This is a genomic window from Microbispora sp. CL1-1 (assembly GCF_012034195.1).
Classification (GTDB): Bacteria; Actinomycetota; Actinomycetes; order Streptosporangiales; family Streptosporangiaceae; genus Microbispora.
Genome location: NZ_JAATEK010000012.1, coordinates 117829 through 135356, shown reverse-complemented (window position 1 = coordinate 135356; position 17528 = coordinate 117829). Strand labels below are relative to the sequence as shown.

At 71.6% G+C, this 17528-nt stretch carries 10 protein-coding genes; 6 read left to right on the top strand and 4 right to left on the bottom strand.

Annotated features, from left to right (window positions below):
- Positions 1 to 8: 8 nt before the first annotated feature.
- The 3 genes from HCK04_RS17155 to HCK04_RS17145 are packed head-to-tail and all read right to left on the bottom strand — an operon-like array spanning position 9 to position 3130.
- On the bottom strand, positions 9 to 875 hold the full coding sequence (locus HCK04_RS17155; protein WP_142648334.1) for an ABC transporter permease subunit: 867 nt from the start codon (positions 873 to 875) through the stop codon (positions 9 to 11).
- Positions 869 to 1831 carry a sugar ABC transporter permease gene (locus HCK04_RS17150; protein ID WP_142648333.1) on the bottom strand — a complete coding sequence of 321 codons (963 nt, stop codon included), beginning with the start codon at positions 1829 to 1831 and terminating at the stop codon, positions 869 to 871. The genes HCK04_RS17155 and HCK04_RS17150 overlap by 7 nt, the downstream gene beginning before the upstream one ends.
- 3 nt (positions 1832 to 1834) lie before the next feature.
- On the bottom strand, positions 1835 to 3130 hold the full coding sequence (locus tag HCK04_RS17145) for an extracellular solute-binding protein (RefSeq protein WP_142648332.1): 1296 nt from the start codon (positions 3128 to 3130) through the stop codon (positions 1835 to 1837).
- Between the two features lie 313 nt (positions 3131 to 3443).
- On the opposite strand from HCK04_RS17145, the gene HCK04_RS17140 reads away from it, so the two are divergent.
- A complete protein-coding gene (locus tag HCK04_RS17140; protein ID WP_142648331.1) occupies positions 3444 to 4715 on the top strand; it encodes an ATP-binding cassette domain-containing protein in 1272 nt (423 codons plus the stop codon).
- Between the two features lie 143 nt (positions 4716 to 4858).
- Here HCK04_RS17140 and HCK04_RS17135 read toward each other — a convergent pair whose 3' ends face one another.
- Positions 4859 to 5476: an amino acid-binding protein gene (locus HCK04_RS17135; RefSeq protein ID WP_142648392.1), complete on the bottom strand. Its 618-nt coding sequence runs from the start codon at positions 5474 to 5476 to the stop codon at positions 4859 to 4861.
- Between the two features lie 149 nt (positions 5477 to 5625).
- Between HCK04_RS17135 and pulA the strand changes: the two genes are divergently transcribed.
- The 5 genes from pulA (at position 5626) to HCK04_RS17110 (ending at position 17512) form a co-directional block, all read left to right on the top strand.
- Positions 5626 to 11361, top strand: coding sequence for a pullulanase-type alpha-1,6-glucosidase (gene pulA / locus HCK04_RS17130; RefSeq protein WP_142648330.1), 5736 nt, complete (start codon positions 5626 to 5628; stop codon positions 11359 to 11361).
- A gap of 189 nt (positions 11362 to 11550) precedes the next feature.
- Complete coding sequence (locus HCK04_RS17125) at positions 11551 to 13077, top strand: HAMP domain-containing sensor histidine kinase (protein ID WP_142648329.1); 1527 nt, start codon at positions 11551 to 11553, stop codon at positions 13075 to 13077.
- 115 nt (positions 13078 to 13192) lie between these two features.
- Positions 13193 to 15259, top strand: a complete 2067-nt coding sequence (locus HCK04_RS17120; RefSeq protein ID WP_142648328.1) for an N-acetylneuraminate synthase family protein — start codon at positions 13193 to 13195, stop codon at positions 15257 to 15259.
- Positions 15256 to 16221 (top strand): glycosyltransferase family 2 protein, encoded by a 966-nt coding sequence (locus HCK04_RS17115; RefSeq protein ID WP_142648327.1) that lies wholly within the window; start codon positions 15256 to 15258, stop codon positions 16219 to 16221. Before HCK04_RS17120 ends, HCK04_RS17115 begins: the two co-directional genes overlap by 4 nt.
- Entirely contained in the window at positions 16214 to 17512 is a 1299-nt protein-coding gene (locus HCK04_RS17110) for an alpha-2,8-polysialyltransferase family protein (RefSeq protein ID WP_260617308.1), read from the top strand. The genes HCK04_RS17115 and HCK04_RS17110 overlap by 8 nt, the downstream gene beginning before the upstream one ends.
- Positions 17513 to 17528 lie beyond the last annotated feature (16 nt).

Sequence of the window (17528 nt, the reverse complement as noted above, 5' to 3'; positions counted from 1 at the left end):
ATATAGGGTCACGCCTTCGTCGCGCCGGCCGTCAGGCCGGTCACGAGGTGGCGCTGGACGAGCAGGAAGACGACGGCCGCCGGGATCGCGATCAGCACCGACGAGGCCGTCAGCAGGCCCCACTCCGCCTTGTGCTGGCCGACGAACTGGCTCAGGCCGACCGCGAGCGTGTACTTGTCGTCACCCGTCATGAACGCGGTCGCGTACGCGACCTCCGCCCAGGCGGTGATGAACGAGTAGAACGCGGCCACGGCGAGGCCGGGCTTGGCCAGCGGCAGGATGAGCCGCCAGAACGTGCCGAAGGGGGTCAGGCCGTCGACCCGGCCGGCCTCGTCGATCGTCACGGGGACGGTGTCGAAGTAGCCCTTCATCATCCACGCGCAGAACGGCACGGTGGAGGTGAGGTAGGCGATGACGAGCGACGGGAACTGGTTGATCAGCCCGAGCCCGGCCATCAGGTTGTAGATCGGCACGATCAGGATGGCCACGGGGAACATCTGCGTGATCAGGAGCATCCACATCACCGAGCGGAAGCCGGGGAAGCGGAAACGGCTGACCGCGTAGCCGGTCGTGGCCGACAGCAGCACGCCGAGCACCGCCGTGGTCAGCGACACGATCACGGAGTTGGCGGCCCAGGTGAGGAACCGGGTCTCCCCGAGGACCTGCGTGTAGTTGGCGAGCGTGGGGTGGTCGATCGGCGCGACCGAGGCGGTCTCGATGACCGTCCGCGGCTTGAGCGAGGTCAGCACCAGCCACGCGACCGGGAACACCGACACGATGCTCGCCGCGATCAGCGTGAGATGCAGGGCGATCGACCTGCCGGGGCTGCGCCTGTCGCGGCTCCACGCGGCGGCGGGAGCGGCCCGGCTCACCATGCCTCCCCCTGCTGCCTGAGCGCGCGCCGGTAGACCGTGGCCATGACGACGAGCAGCGCGAGGATCACCATGCCCCAGGCCGCGGAGCCCGAGTAGTTCCTGATGCCCTCGAAGGCCTGGCGGTAGGCGTACGTCACGAGGATCTCCGTGGCTCCGCCCGGTCCTCCCCTGGTCAGCAGGAAGATGACCGGGAACTGGTTGAAGGTCCAGATCGTGCCGAGCAGCACGACCGTGCTCGACACCGGGCGCAGGCCCGGCAGCGTGATGTGGCGGAAGCGCTGCCACGGCGTGGCGCCGTCCACCTCGGCGGCCTCGTACAGCTCGCGCGGGATGGCCTGCAGGCCGCCCAGCAGCGCGAGCATCATGAACGGCACGCCCAGCCACACGTTGCAGGCGATCACCGAGACCTTGGCCCAGAACGGGTCGTCGAGCCAGCTGACGCCGGCGAACCCCGCGGCCCGCAGCATGGCGTTGACCACGCCGAACTCGCCGTTCAGCAGGTAGCGCCAGATGAACGCGGACACGAAGGCCGGCACGGCCCAGGGCAGCACGAGCAGGATCCGGTAGAGCGACCGCAGCCGCATGGGCCGGTTCAGCAGCAGCGCCAGGCCCAGGCCGATGCTCACGTGCAGGGCGACGCAGACGACGGTCCACACGATCGTCCAGGTGAGCCGGCCGAGGAACTCCGCGGACGTGAGGATGTCGGTGTAGTTCTTCAGGCCCACGAACTCGTAGGTGGACGGGATGACGTTCATCCCGATCGTGCGGCCCATGTTGCCCTCGGTCGCGTCGGTGAGCGACAGGTACACGCCTCGCACGAGGGGGTAGCCGACGAGCACCAGCGTCACTATGACGACCGGCGCGGTCATCGCCCAGGCGTACCAGTGGCGCGACAGAAGGCGCCGCGCCCCCGGACGGGGCGCGGCCCTTCTCGTCGCGACGACGTCAGCCGTCATCGCCTACAGGCTCCAGCCCTTGAGGATGCCCTGGTAGGCGGTGGCGACGTCCGTGAGCATGGGCTCGGTCGTCGTCTGCCCGCCCGCGAGCTTCTGGTAGCCCTCGACCAGCGGCTGGAACAGCGAGGCGGCCTCCGGGATCCAGGGACGCTCGACGGCCGTCTCCATCGGCTTCTGCCACTGGGCGATCTTGGGGTTGGCCGTCGCCTCGGGCGCGCTGTAGGCGGGCTGGCGGGTCGGCAGCAGGCCGAGCTTGCCGGCGACCTTGGCCTGGCTCTCCGCGCTGGCCATGAACTGGACGAACAGGTAGGACGCGTCCAGGTTCTTCGAGCCCGCGTACACGGTGTAGTCGTGGCCGCCCAGCGGCGAGCCCGCCTTCACCGAGCCGGCCGGAACCGGGGCGACGCCGAAGTTGTCCGGATTGTCCTTGAACACCTTGCCACCGAGGTTGTCCGCGTTGGACCACGGGCCGTTGAAGATCATCGCGACCTTGCCGTCCTTGAACGCGGTCTCTGCGTTCGTGTAGCTGTCCTGCAGCGCGGGCTTGACGGCGGCGCCGGACGTGATCAGGTCTTCGACGATCTTCACCCCCGCCACGCTCTGCGGAGACGAGATCGTGATCTTCTTGTTCTGGACGTCGACGAAGTCGCCGCCCTCGCCATAGATGAACGGAAGCAGGAAGTAGGCGTCCACGTTGAGGGCGAGGCCGCCCGCTCCGGTCTTCGACTTGACGTCGAGCGCCACCTTCTTGAGGTCGGCCATCGTCGCCGGAGGCTGGTCGTAGCCCGCCTTCTTCAGTAGTTCCTTGTTGTACAGGAGGCCGAGGGTGTCCGTCACCTGCGGCACGCCGTACGTCTTGCCGTCGAACCTGCCGCTCGCCGCCGGGACCGGCAGGAACTCCTCGGGCTTGTCGACTGCCGGGGTGCCGTCGAGCGGCGCGAGGTAGCCCAGCGACGCGAACTCCGCGACCCAGCCCACGTCGGTGCGCAGCACGTCCGGCGCGCCCGCCCCGGACTGCGCGGCGGTCTTGAACTTGTCCCGCGCGTTCGCGAACGGCACGTTGACGTAGTTGACCTTGATCTTCGGGTATTTCGCCTCGAAGTCCTTGATGATCTCCTGGAAGACCGGGGCCTCGGTCGTGGCGTCCGAGGTGTCCCACCAGGTGACCGTTCCGGACACCTCGGCGGGGGCGGCGCTCTTGGCCGGGGCCGTTCCGGTGTCGCCGGAACCGTCGCCACAGGCGGTGACCGCCAAAGCGAGCGCCGCGGCCACCGCCGCGGACGTGAGGACTCGCCTCATGTGAGTCGCACTCCTTGCTCAGGGGGATTTGAGCGGAACGTAACAGGGGTGCGAGCAGGATGAAAGACGTTGCAGAAACTTTCAGCAATTTCGTTACATTTGACGCGCCGAAGAGGGCCGCAAGGAGGTCACAACGCGACCCTGACAGCCATCTTTAGCAATGAGAAAGTCACATGTAACGAGAAGTTGCATGTAGATGCCGGATCTTTCACGACACGTATGGACACGAGTGCCCGTGACGCGATGTACTACCTCATCATTCACACCGAAGGCTGGGGATCCGGGCGTGCCTGCCCGGGAGGAACGAGCGCGCATGAGCACCGTCGTCCTCGACAACGTGACGAAGATCTACCCGGGGGGGTACCTCGCGGTCGACCGCATGAACCTGCGCGCGGACGAGGGCGAGCTCCTCGTCCTGCTGGGACCGTCAGGTTGCGGTAAGTCCACGCTGCTCCGCATGATCGCGGGGCTGGAGGAGATCACCTCCGGTGACCTGTGGCTGGGCGGACAGCTCGCCAACAACCTCGCGCCCCGGGACCGGGACGTCGCGATGGTCTTCCAGAACGGCGCGCTGTATCCCCACCGGACGGTGCGGGGCAACCTGTCGTTCCCGCTGGAGATCGCCAAGGCGGACCCCACGATGGTCAAGCAGCGGGTCGTCGAGCTGTCGCGGGCGCTGCACATCGACGAGACGCTCGACCGGCGGCCGGGCACGCTGTCCGGTGGCCAGCGCCAGCGCGTGGCGATGGGCCGCGCCATCGTGCGCCAGCCCTCGCTGTTCCTGATGGACGAGCCGTTGTCCAACCTGGACGCCGGCATGCGCACCGAGCTGCGCATGGAGATCTCGTCGCTGGTGCGCTCGCTCGGCGTCACCACCATCTACGTCACGCACGACCAGGTCGAGGCCCTCACCCTGGCCGACCGCATCGCCATCATGAACCGCGGCGTGCTGCAGGACATCGGCACGCCGGCGCAGGTCTACAACGACCCCGCGACCGCGTTCACCGCCGCGTTCCTCAACTCCCAGCAGCTCAACCTGCTCGCGGCGACCGTGCGCACCCCGCAGAACCAGTTCATCATGCTCGACTTCGGCCCTCACCAGATCACGATGCCCTGGACCGATCCACGGGCGTACGCGGTGTCGCAGCACACGGGCATGCAGATCATCGTGGGGATCCGGCCGGACGGGCTGGTGCCGGTGCCGGAGCGTACGGAGGGCCCGACCTTCTTCGGCCGGGTCAGGACGCTGGAGTATCACGGTCACGAGTGGCTCGCCTACCTGGAGGCCGGGATCCCGGCCGTCAACGTGCCGGAGCCTCCGGACCGCCGCCAGCTCAACGGCGCGGCGGGCGGCGGCAAGGCCCGGTCGATGATGCGCCGCCTGCTGAACGGCTCGGCCGCGGTGGAGGAAGAGGAGCCGCCGCCGCTCTCGCAGTCGGGCACGCACCGCCGCGCGGACCTGATCGTCCGGCTCGGCAACCGGCCCGTGTGGCGCGCGGGCGACGCCGGCCGGGTCGCCGTCGACGTCTCCCGGCTCATGCTGTTCACGATGGACGGCAACCGCATCGACCCTCCGCGCCGATAACCCCGGTCACGATAACCCCGGTCACGATAACCCCGGTCACGATAACCCCGGTCACGATAACCCCGGTCACGATAACCCCGGTCACGATAACCCCGGTCACGATAACCCCGGTCACGATAACCCCGGTCAGACGATAGCCCCGGTCAGACGGTGCGGCTGACGCCGCCGGCCAGCACGGAGACGATCCCCACCAGGCGCACGATCTTGTCCAGCTCCGCCCGGTGGAACGCGGGCCCCTGAGACCGCGCCACCACCAGGTGGATCCCGTCCATCGGCACGCTCGCCAGATACAGCCCGCCCTCCTCGAAGGCCGAGGCGCGCAGCGGGGTGAGGTCGGCCGCGGGGACGGTCTCCGGCGCCTGCCAGCTTCCGTGGACGATCGTGCCGTCGGCCGAGTCGACCGCCACCGCCCACTCGGCGCTGACCAGGTCGGGCACCGCGTCGACGAGGGTGACGTACGCGCGGTCGGGGTCCGCGGCGACGTGGCCGAGCAGGTCGTAGTCGGGGGTCGATCCGGGCACCTCGCGGGTCGGCCACACGGCCTCCACCCGCGTGCCGGGGACCACACCGATCCGTTCGCGCAGCACACCGGGCTCGAACACGCCCGACCAGGAGACGGTGAAGTCGTCGACCGCGCGGCCCGACTGCCGCTCCAGCACGGTCACCTGGAGGATGTCCGCGCCCATCACCCCGAACGCGCGCGCCACCTGGCCGAGCACCCCTGGCCGGTCGGGGAGCGAGACCCGCAGCCGCAGCAGCATCGCCACCACCTCCTTCTCATTGCGACACCAACAGTGTCGGACACACGTTTCGCGCCTGTTACGCCGGTGGGTCACGGAATGGCTGCAATGTTTCTGGAAGTTGCAGCAAAGTCTTGCACAGACCTGGGGCCGCCAGTAGCTTCCGGGCCATGGTGACCCCCCAGCACCGGCGTACGCGCGTGCCCGTGGCACTCTCCACGGCCGCGGCCCTCAGCGCCGCGCTCACCGCCGCGCTCACCGTCGCGCTCATCGCCGTCCCCCTGGCCGCTCCCCCCGCGGCGTCCGCCCCGGTTTCCGCGGTCACGGGCGCGGCAGGCGCGCCGCCGGACGCCGAGCTCGCCCGCGACGCCCTCCGTACGGACCTGTCCCGCGAACGGCTCTACTTCGCGATGACCGACCGGTTCGCGAACGGCGACCCGTCCAACGACCGGGGCGGGCTGTCCGGCGACCGGCTCACGACCGGCTACGACCCCACGGACAAAGGCTTCTACCAGGGCGGCGACCTCGCCGGCCTGATCGGCAAGCTCGACTACATCAAGGGCCTCGGCGCCACGGCCGTCTGGCTCACCCCGTCGTTCAAGAACCGGCCCGTGCAGGGCACGGGCGCGGACGCGAGCGCCGGCTACCACGGCTACTGGATCACCGACTTCACCAGGATCGACCCGCACCTCGGCACCAACGCGCAGATGAAGAGCCTCGTCAAGGAGGCGCACAGGCGCGGCATGAAGGTGTTCTTCGACATCATCACCAACCACACCGCCGACGTCATCGACTACAAGGAGAAGACGTACGGCTATCGCGGCAAGGCCGCCTATCCCTACGTGGACGCCTCCGGCCGGGTCTTCGACGACCGCGACCACGCCCTGCGCGACGACTTCCCGAAGGTCACCGCCGAGTCGTTCCCGTACACGCCGGTGGTGACGGCGAAGTCGAAGGTGCCGTCGTGGCTGAACGACCCGACGATGTATCACAACCGGGGCGACTCGACCTTCTCCGGCGAGAGCTCCGAGTATGGCGACTTCTCCGGCCTCGACGACCTGTGGACCGAGCGGCCCGAGGTCGTGAAGGGCATGACCGACATCTACCGGACGTGGGTCAAGGAGACCGGAGTCGACGGCTTCCGCATCGACACCGCCAAGCACGTCAACATGGAGTTCTGGCAGCGCTTCGCGCCCGCCCTGCACGGCTACGCCGCCAAGCTCGGCAACGACAGGTTCTTCATGTTCGGCGAGGTCTACAGCTCCGACCCCGCGTTCGAGAGCCGCTACACGACCACCGGCACGCTCGACGCCACGCTCGACTTCGGCTTCCAGGAGGCGGCCCGCTCGTTCGCGAGCGGCGGCGACGCCGCGAGCCTCGGCAGGCTGTACGCCGCCGACGACTACTTCACCGACGCCGACTCCAACGCCTCGTCGCTGCCGACGTTCCTCGGCAACCACGACATGGGCCGGATCGGCTACTTCCTCAAGCAGGACGCCCCCTCGGCGGACGACGCGACACTGCTCGCCCGCGATCGCCTGGCCCACCAGCTCATGTACCTGACCCGCGGCCAGCCGGTCGTGTACTACGGCGACGAGCAGGGCTTCACCGGCGGCGGAGGCGACAAGGACGCCCGGCAGCCGATGTTCGCCTCGAAGACGGCCGGCTATCTCGACGACGACCTCATCGGCACCACCGCCACCCACGCGACCGCCAACTACGTCACCACCCATCCCCTCTACATCTCGATCGCCGAGCTGGCCCGGCTGCGCGACCGCTACCCCGCGCTGGCGGACGGCGCGCAGATCGTGCGGCTGGCGAGCGGGAACGTGTTCGCGTTCTCCCGGATCGCCGCCGGGGAGCGGGTCGAGTTCGTGGTGGCGCTCAACAACGGCGCGACGGCCGCGGACGTCCGCATCCCGACCTACTACTCCCCCGGCGCCTCCTTCACCCAGGTGTACGGCGGGACGCAGCGGCTCACGAGCGGCTCCGGCGGCACGCTGGCCGTGACCGTGCCGCCGCTGTCGGCCGTCGTCTACCGCGCGGACAAGCCTCTGGCCGCCCCCGGCGCGGCCCCGCGGGTCACCCTCACGCTGCCCGGCGAGACCCTGCGCGGCACGGCCGCCGACGGGCGGGTGCCGATCTCCGCCGAGGTGCCCGGCGACGGGTTCGCCCAGGTCACCTTCGCCGTCAAGGCGGGGGACGCGCCGTGGCGGGTGCTCGGCACCGACGACGCGCCCAACGGCCGCACCTATCGCGTCTTCCACGACCTCACCGGCATGCCCGAGGGCGCCCCGCTCACGTACAAGGCGGTCGTGAAGGACTCGGCGGGCCGGTACGCCTCCGCCACGGCGACCGCGACGGCCGGGCCGGTGCCCGCGGAGGAGGAGCCGGGCGCGGTCACACGCGACCACCTGGTGGTCCACTACAAGCGCGAGGGCGGCGACTACGACGGCTGGGGCCTGCACGCCTGGGGCGACATCGACCAGACGGTCGAGTGGGGCTCGCCGGTCGCCTTCGAGGGCGAGGACGCCTTCGGCCGCTTCGCCTGGCTCAAGCTGAAGCCCGGCGCCACCGAGGTCGGCCTGATCACCCACAAGGGCGACACCAAGGACCAGGGCGACCGCATGGTCGACCCGGTGCGCACGGGCGAGGTGTGGCTCGTCGAGGGCAGGCCCGAGGTGTACGCCTCCCGGGCCGCCGCCGAGGGCTTCGCCACGATCCACTACCGCCGCCCCGACGGCGCGTACGACGGCTGGGGCCTGCACCTGTGGGGCGACGCGATCGCCGACGGCGCGGGCACCGACTGGGGCGCACCGCGCCCGCCGGACGGGACGGACTCCTTCGGTGCCTTCTGGCGGGTGCCGCTGAAGAACGCCGACGCGGCGCTGAACTACATCGTCCACAAGGGCGACACCAAGGACCCCGGTCCCGATCAGTCGTTCGTCCCGGCCCGGCAGCCCGAGGCGTACGTGAACTCGGGCGGGACGCAGATCCACGCCGGCGCGGCGGCGGCGCGGAACGTCGCGGTGCTGCACTACCACCGCGACGACGGCGACTACGACGGCTGGGGGCTGCATTTCTGGGGCGACGCGTCCGGCTCGGTCGAGTGGAGCGACCCGCTGAAGCCGGCCGGCGCCGACGCCTTCGGCGTGTGGTTCGAGGTGCCGCTCAAGGACGACGCGAAGACGCTGGGCTGGATCATCCACAAGGGCGACGAGAAGGACCAGCAGGCCGACCAGTCGCTCGACCTGGGCGTGACCGGCCACGAGGTGTGGAAACTGTCAGGTGTGGACGGATATCTGCTGCCGCAGCCCGCGGCCTCCGGTGCGGACGCCGACCTGTCCAAGGCCACGGCCCAGTGGATCGACAGGGACACGGTCGCGTGGAAGGGCACGGTCGCCGAGGCGAACCACTACGCGCTGGCCTATTCCCCCACGGGCGACATCGCGTACGCCAAGGGCGACCTGTCCGGGGACGTCCACCTCATCCGGCTGACGCCGGGCACGCTCGGCGACGCCCGGAAGGCCGCCTGGCCGCATCTGGCGGCGTACGGCGCGCTGAAGGTGGACCCGCGCGACGCCGGCCTCGTGCGCGACGCGCTGCGCGGCCAGGTCGTGGCGATCGAGCGCGGGCCCTCGGGCGCGCTGCTGACCGCCACCGGCGTGCAGATCCCCGGCGTGCTCGACGACCTGTACGCCGGGGCCGCGAAGGTCCCGCTGGGCCCGACGGGCCGCGGCGGGCTCGCGGTGTGGGCGCCGACCGCCCGGAAGGTCGAGCTGGCCCTCTATGACGGTCCCGAGGGCGGACGCAGGACGGTGCACGGGATGCGCAGGGACGACGCGACCGGCGTGTGGTCGATCGACGGCCCGGCGTCATGGAAGGGCAGGTACTACACCTATCTCGTCACCGTCTACGCCCCCGCCGCCGGGAAGATCGTGACCAACGAGGTGACCGACCCCTACAGCCTGTCGGTCTCGGCGGGCTCGGGGCGCAGCCAGATCGTCGATCTCGACGACCGGTCGCTGCGGCCCGACGGGTGGACCAGCCTGAAGAAGCCGCCCGCGGTGCGCCAGGACCGGGCGTCGATCTACGAGCTGCACGTGCGCGACTTCTCGGCCTCCGACACCACGGTCCCCGAGGCCGAGCGCGGCACCTACAAGGCGTTCACCGAGACCGGCAGCGCGGGGATGACCGAGCTGCGGAGCCTGGCGAAGGACGGCCTCACCCACGTCCACCTGCTGCCGGCCTTCGACTTCGCCACCGTGCCCGACCGGAAGGCCGACCGCACCGAGCCCGCCTGCGACCTCGCCGCGCTGCCGCCCGACTCCGACCGGCAGCAGGCGTGCGTGGCGGAGACCGCCGCGAACGACTCGTTCAACTGGGGCTACGACCCGCTGCACTACACCGTGCCCGAGGGGTCGTACGCGACCGGCCCGGACAAGCGGATCAAGGAGTTCCGCGAGATGGTCGCCGGGCTCAACGGGGCGGGCCTGCGGGTGGTCATGGACGTGGTCTACAACCACACCCACGCCGCCGGGCAGGACCCGGGCAGCGTGCTCGACCGCGTCGTCCCCGGCTACTACCACCGGCTCATGGACGACGGCACGGTGGCCGCCTCCACCTGCTGCGCGAACACCGCGCCCGAGCACGCGATGATGGGCCGGCTCGTCGTCGACTCGATCGTCACCTGGGCGAAGCAGTACAAGGTGGACGGCTTCCGGTTCGACCTGATGGGCCACCACCCGAAGGCGAACATCCTGGCCGTGCGCAAGGCCCTCGACGCGCTCACGCCCGCCAAGGACGGCGTGGACGGCAAGTCGATCATCCTGTACGGCGAGGGCTGGAACTTCGGCGAGGTGGCCGACGACGCCAGGTTCGAGCAGGCCACCCAGGCCAACATGGCGGGCACCGGGATCGGCACGTTCAGCGACCGGCTGCGCGACGCGGTGCGCGGCGGCTCGCCGTTCGACGCCGACCCCGGCGTCCAGGGTTTCGGCTCGGGCCTGGCCGACTCGGCGCAGGACGGCCGGCTCGCGCACGCCGAAGACCTGGTGAAGCTGGGCCTGGCGGGCAACCTGCGCGACTTCGCGTTCACCGGGTCGTCCGGCACGCCCGTCAAGGGCTCGCAGGTCGACTACAACGGCGGGCCCGCCGGGTATGCCGCCGAGCCCGCCGACACGGTGACCTACGTGGACGCCCACGACAACGAGACGCTGTTCGACGCGCTCGCCTACAAGCTGCCGAAGGACACCCCGATGGCCGACCGGGTCAGGATGCAGTCGCTTTCGCTGGCGACGGTCCTGCTCGGCCAGGGCACCGCGTTCGTCCACGCAGGCAGCGAGCGGCTGCGGTCGAAGTCGCTCGACCGCAACTCCTACGACTCGGGCGACTGGTTCAACCGCCTGCTGTGGGACTGCCGTCAGGGCAACGGCTTCGGGGGCGGCCTGCCGCCCGCGCGGGACAACGAGGCGCGCTGGCCGTACGCGCGGCCCCTGCTGGCCGACCCCGCGCTGAAGCCGGACTGCGCGGCGATCGGCGCGGCCCGGGCGCGGTTCGGCGAGCTGCTGCGGATCCGCTACTCCTCCCCGGCCTTCTCGCTCGGCTCGGCCGCGGAGATCGCCAGGCGGGTCTCCTTCCCGCCGTCGGGCATCCCCGGCGTGATCGTCATGCGCATCGACGCCGCCGGGGTCGATCCCGCGAACAAGACGATCTACGTGGTGTTCAACGCCACCGGGAAGACCGCCGCCCCCGTCGTGCCCGCGCTGAAGGGCGCCCGGGTCGCGCCGCACCCGGTGCAGGCGGCGTCGGCCGACCCGATGGTGCGGCAGGCGTCGGCCGATCCGGCGACCGGCACGCTGACCGTGCCCGCCCGTACGGCCGGGGTGTTCGTCGAGGCGGCGTGAAGCGGCACCCCGGCCGTGCCGCCCGTACGGCCGGGGTGTTTCCCGAGGAGTCGCAGGGACGCCCACGGGGTACGACCAGGTGCGGAAACCCGCACCCGGTTGCACCCCTTGAGAGACTTTGGGCAACTTTGGGGCGAGCTTTCCGATGTCGCGAGTTTCCCTAAGGATGACCATCAGTAACCTCGGGTAATGCTCCTCCCCAGGCGCTCCCCGTCGCTGCGAGCCCGGCTGGCCCTCCTCGCCACCGGGACAGCGGCGATCCTGCTGATCCCGCTCGCGATCGTGGTGCACGTGCTCGTCCGAGACATGGTCGCGGACCGCATCTGGGATCGGAGCCTCGACACCGCCACGTCCGTCGCCGCGCAGATCCGCGGTGGCCACCTGCCCAATCCCATACCGACCGGCGGGAACGACATCAACCTGATCGAGGTGACGGGGCCGGACGGCCGGGTCGTCGCCGAGAGCCCGGCGGCCGAGCACCTGCCCCGCCTGAGCCCGTTACGCCCGGCCCCCGACCGCGAGGTCACCCAGACGACGGCCTGCTCCCCCGCCGGGCGCGACTGCCTCTACATCACGGTGCTGCGGGTCTCCCCGGGTTCCGGCTCCGACCTCGTCTACGCGGGCCGGGCGGCTCCGGGGATCCTCGACACCTCCGTCACGCTGCCGGCGCTGCTGCTGGCGGCCCTGCTGCTCACCGCGCTCGCGGGCTGGACGGCCTACAACGTCACGGGCCGCGCGCTGCGGCCGGTGGAGGCGATCCGGTCGGAGCTCGCCGAGATCACCGACCGCAATCCCGGCGGCCGGGTGCCCGAGCCGCCCGGCGACGACGAGTTCTCCCGGCTGGCGCAGGCCGCCAACGACGCGCTGTCGCGGCTGGACACCTCGATCCAGCGGCAGCGGCAGTTCGCCGCCGACGCCTCCCACGAACTGCTCACCCCCATCGCCGGCATACGCGCCCAACTGGAGAGCGCGCGGCTGCACCCCGAGGACACCGCCGAGGCGCTCTGCGCCGCGCTCCGCGACACCGACCGCCTTGAGGCGATCGTCGCCGACCTGCTCCTGCTCGCACGGATCCCGACGGTCCCCGAGACCGCCCGGGAGGAGGTCGACCTGTCCCATCTGGTGGTCGCCGAAATCGAGCGGCGGCCGGAACGGCTGCCGGTCCACCTCCACGACACCCCGGGGGTGATGGTCAGGGGCGTGCGCCGTCACCTCGCCCGGGTGGTGGCGAACCTGCTCGACAACGCCGAGCGGCACGCGCTGACGGTGGTCTGCGTGCGGGTCACGTCCACCGAGGACGCGGCCGTCCTGTACGTGCGCAACGACGGCCTGCCGATCTCCGAGGCCGACCGTGAGCGGATCTTCGAGCGGTTCTACCGCACCGACGCGGCACGCAGCCGCGACCGGGGCGGCACGGGCCTCGGCCTGGCCATCGCCCGTGAGGTGGTGGAGGCCCACGGCGGCTCCATCCGGGTGGAGGACGTCACGGACGGCGAACCCGGCGTGCGTTTCGTGATCACGCTGCCGCTGTCCCCGGAGGCCGCGGACGATCCCGGCGCCGACGCCGTGGACCCCCTCGACTGCTTTCCGGACGCCGACGAGCCGGACGCCGGCGATCTCGCCGCGGACTACCGTGTCTCCGACCTTCCCGCCCGCGACTGCGGCGCCCCGGGCAGTGACACCCGAAGTTCCCCGGGCGGTGACACCCAAAGTTAAGGACAGCGCCCCTGGTCGTTCAGCCCAGTAACCCCGTACGGGAGAACCTGCTGGCTAGTTTTCGGGACACCCCGGCCCCCTGGGGTCCCCGTTGTCGCAGGTAGAGGAGTCACTCGTGCGAGTGCTGGCCGTCGTCCCCGCCCGTGGAGGGTCGGTGGGCGTCCCGCTGAAGAACCTCGAGAAGGTGGGCGGCGTCCCGCTCGTCGCCCGGGCGGTGGACGCCTGTCTGCGCGCCGAACTCGTCGACGACGTGGTCGTCAGCACCGACCACGACCGCATCGCCGAGGTGGCGCGGAGCGCGGGCGCCCGGATCGTGCGCCGGCCCGCCGAGCTCAGCGGCCCGACCGCCTCCAGCGAGTCCGCCGTGCTGCACGCCCTGTCCGAGCTCGGCGGCGAGACGCCCGAGATCGTCGTGCTCGTCCAGTGCACGAGCGCGTTCCTCGACCCCCGCGACCTCGACGCCGCCGTCGAGAAGGTGCTGGACGGCGAGGCCGACTCGGTCTTCTCCGGCACCGAGACCTACGAGTTCGTCTGGACCGGCGCCGGCCACGGCGTGAACCACGACCCGGCCGTGCGCCCGCGCCGCCAGGACCGCGAGCCCCACTTCCGCGAGACCGGCGCGTTCTACGTCATGCGTACGGAGGGGCTGCGGGAGCGGGGCCACCGCTTCTTCGGCAGGGTCGCGGTCCAGCCGGTGCCCGCCGGGCACGCCGTCGAGATCGACACTCCGGAGGACCTGGAGATCGCCCGCGCGCTCGCGCCGTTCGTGGACGAGCCGCTGCCGATCGACGTGGACGCCGTCGTCACCGACTTCGACGGCGTGCACACCGACGACCGTGCGTTCGTCGACTCCGACGGCAGGGAGATGGTCGCGGTCAGCCGTTCCGACGGGATGGGGATCGCGCTGCTGCGCCGGGCCGGCGTTAAGGTGCTCGTGCTGTCCACAGAGCGCAACCCGGTCGTCGCCGCCCGCGCCGCCAAGCTCGGCGTGCCGGTGGTGCAGGGCCTCGGCGCCAAGGACGTCGCGCTGCGCGAGTGGCTGGCCGCCGAGGGCCTGGCCCCCGAGCGGGTGGCGTACGTCGGCAACGACGTCAACGACCTGTCCTGCATGGCGATCGTCGGCTGGCCGGTCGCGGTGCCCGACGCCCACCCCCGGGTGCGCGCCGCCGCCCGCGTCGTGCTGTCGGCCCCCGGGGGCGCCGGGGCCGTACGCGAGCTGTCCGACCGCGTGCTCGCGGCCCGGCCGTCCACCGCGCTGGAGACCGTCACCACCCCCGCGCCCGTCCGCGCGCCCGGTCATCTCGGGCAGCCGCGGCCGGTGCGGATCGGCCGGTCGCTGGTCGGCCCCGGGCAGCCCGTATACGTGATCGGCGAGATCGGCATCAACCACAACGGCGACGTCGAGATCGCCCGCAAGCTGATCGACGTGGCCGCCGACGCCGGCTGCCAGGCCGTCAAGTTCCAGAAGCGGACCCCGGAGATCTGCGTGCCGCTCGAACAGCGCGACCAGATCCGGCAGACGCCGTGGGGCGAGATGACCTACATGGAGTACAAGATCCGGACCGAGTTCGGCGCCGACGAATACCGCTACATCGCCAAATACTGCGAGGAGCGCGGCATCGACTGGTTCGCCTCGCCCTGGGACGTCCCGTCGGTGGACTTCCTGGAGGAGATGGACGTCGTCGCGCACAAGGTGGCCTCGGCCTCGGTGACCGACCACGAGCTGCTGCGCGCGCTGGCCGCCACCCGCAAGCCGGTCATCCTGTCCACCGGCATGTCCACGATCGAGGAGATCGACGCGGCGGTGGAGATCCTCGGCACCGAGCGCCTGGTGATGATGCACGCCACCTCCACCTACCCACTGCCGCCGGAGGAGGCCAACCTCCGCATGATCACCACGCTCGGGCAGCGGTACGGCGTGCCGGTCGGCTACTCGGGGCACGAGCGCGGGCTGCAGATCTCGCTCGCCGCCGTGACGCTGGGCGCGGTGACCGTCGAGCGGCACATCACGCTCGACCGGGCGATGTGGGGCTCCGACCACGCCGCCTCGCTGGAGCCCACCGGCCTGGAGCACCTGGTCCGCGACATCCGCATCATCGAGACCGCGCTCGGCGACGGCGTGAAGCGCGTCTACCCGGGCGAGCAGGCCCCGCGGGCCCGGCTGCGCCGCGTCACCGCATGATCACTCTCTCGGTGGTGGTGCCGGTCCGGGACGGCGAGGCGTACCTCGCGGACGCCCTCACGTCGCTGGTGCGCAACCGGACGCCCGAGTTCGAGACCGAGGTCGTCGTCGTGGACGACGGCTCGGCGGACGCGACGCCGGAGGTCGCCGAGGACTTCCGGCGCGATCTGCCGGGGCTCACCGTCGTCCGCAACCCGGTGCCGCTGGGGCTGGCCGCCGCCCGCAACACCGGGCTGAAGCTGGCCGCGGGCCGCTACGTCACCTTCCTCGACGCCGACGACTGGCTCGCGCCCGGCTACCTGCCCCGCCTCGTCGCCGCCATCGACGGGCTCGGGTGCGACTTCGTGCGCGTGGACCACGTCCAGGTCGAGGGCCGCAGGCGGGAGACGCACCGGGCGCCGCAGCCCCGGCGCGGCGTCGTGCTGGACCCCCGCGACGGCATCCTCCCGGTCGATCACAAGACCATGGTCGACTACCCCTACGCCTGGGCGGGGATCTACCGGCGGGAGCTGGACGACCTGCTGACCTTCCCCGCCGGGCTGCACACCGCCGAGGACCGCCCGTGGATCTGGCGGCTGCACCGCCTGGCCCGGTCGTACGCCGTGGTCTCCCTCGCCGGGGTGTTCTACCGGCGGGGGCTGACGGCCTCGCTCACACAGATCGGCGACGAGCGGCAGCTCCACTTCTTCGACGCCTACGAGATGGTGCTGGACGAGGCCGGGCCGCGCTATCTGCCGAAGGCGGCCCGCAACCTGTGCGCGCTGCTCGCCCATCACGTGGAGCTGGCCGGCCGGTTCACCCCGGCCGTACGCGCCCGGTTCGACGAGCGGGCGCGGGCGGTGCTCGCCCGGCTGCCCCACGAGACGCTGACCGAGGCGCTCGGCGGGCTGGAACCCGAGCGTGCCGCGCTGCTCGGCTCCCACCTGCCGGACCCCGACCCGACAGGAGGGCCGCGTGCCTGACACCACGCTGTTCTACGCCTCCACGCTGTTCGGCGCGATGACGCTCGCGGCGGCGATCGACGAGGGGCGGTTCCGCGACGGCGGCCGGGTGCTCCTCGTGTCGAACAACGCGGCGATCCCGGAGGTCACCCCGGCGCTGGACGAGGCGCCGGGGTTCGCCGCGCTGCGCGACCGGTTCGACCGCGTCCTGTCCTGGAACGAGATCATCGCGCCGCTGCACCCGTCGGACTGGAAACCCCGCTCGATCGAGACGCCCATGCTCGGCCGCCTGCTGCGCGACCTGGTCGGCGAGCCGGGCGAGCTGGTCCTGGAGTCGATCGCGGTGCCCCCGTCGCGCACGCTCGCGGGCCTGGTCAAGGACTGCCCGATCACCGTCTACTCCGACGGCCTCATGAGCTATGGGCCGACCCGCGACCCGCTGCCGCGGGAGATCGCCGGGCGGATCACCCGGCTGCTCCACCTCGACCTGGTCCCCGGCCTCGCGCCCCTGCTCCTGGCCGAGCACGGCGTGCCGGCCGAGGCCCTGGCCGACGCGTCGTTCACGAGCGTGACCGGCCGGGTCGCGGCGGCGGCCGAGGAGGCCCCCCGCGCCGAGGCGGTCATCCTGGGTCAGTACCTGTCCGCGCTCGGCCTGATCACGCCCGCCGAGGAGGCCGCGCTGCACGAGCGCGTGCTGCGCGGCGTCGCGGCGCGCGGCCACCGGACCGTGCTGTTCAAACCGCACCCCGCCGCCGGGCGGCGGCACGCCCGCGAGCTGCGGCCGGTCGCCGCGGAGCTCGGGGTCGATCTCCTCGTGGCCCCCGAGGCGACGCCCGCCGAGGCGTGCTTCGCCGCGCACCGCCCCGAGCTGGTCGCCGGGTGCTTCTCCACCGCGCTGGTGACCGCGCGGCGGCTTTTCGGCCTGCCGGTCGCGGCCACCGGCACCGATCTCGTGCTCGAACGGCTCACGCCGTACGAGAACAGCAACCGGATCCCGGCGACGATCGTGGACGCCACGCTGCCCCGGCTGGAGGCCGACGGCACGCTCACCGAGCCGCCCGCCGCCGACCTCACCGCCCTCGTGGGAGCCGTGGGCTACTGCATGCAGAGCGCGGCCCACCCCGGCCTGCGCGAGACCGCGGCGGCCTACGTGGACGCCCACGGCCCCGCGCGCTACTTCAAGAAGCGCAGGCTGGAGTCGCTCGGCCTGATCGAGCCACCGCTTCCCCCGCCCGCCCAGTCACCCGCACAGCCGCCCGCACAGCCGCCCGCGCCGCCGGCCTCACGCCTGCGCCGCCTGCTCACCCGCTGACGCCCACGCGCCCGCA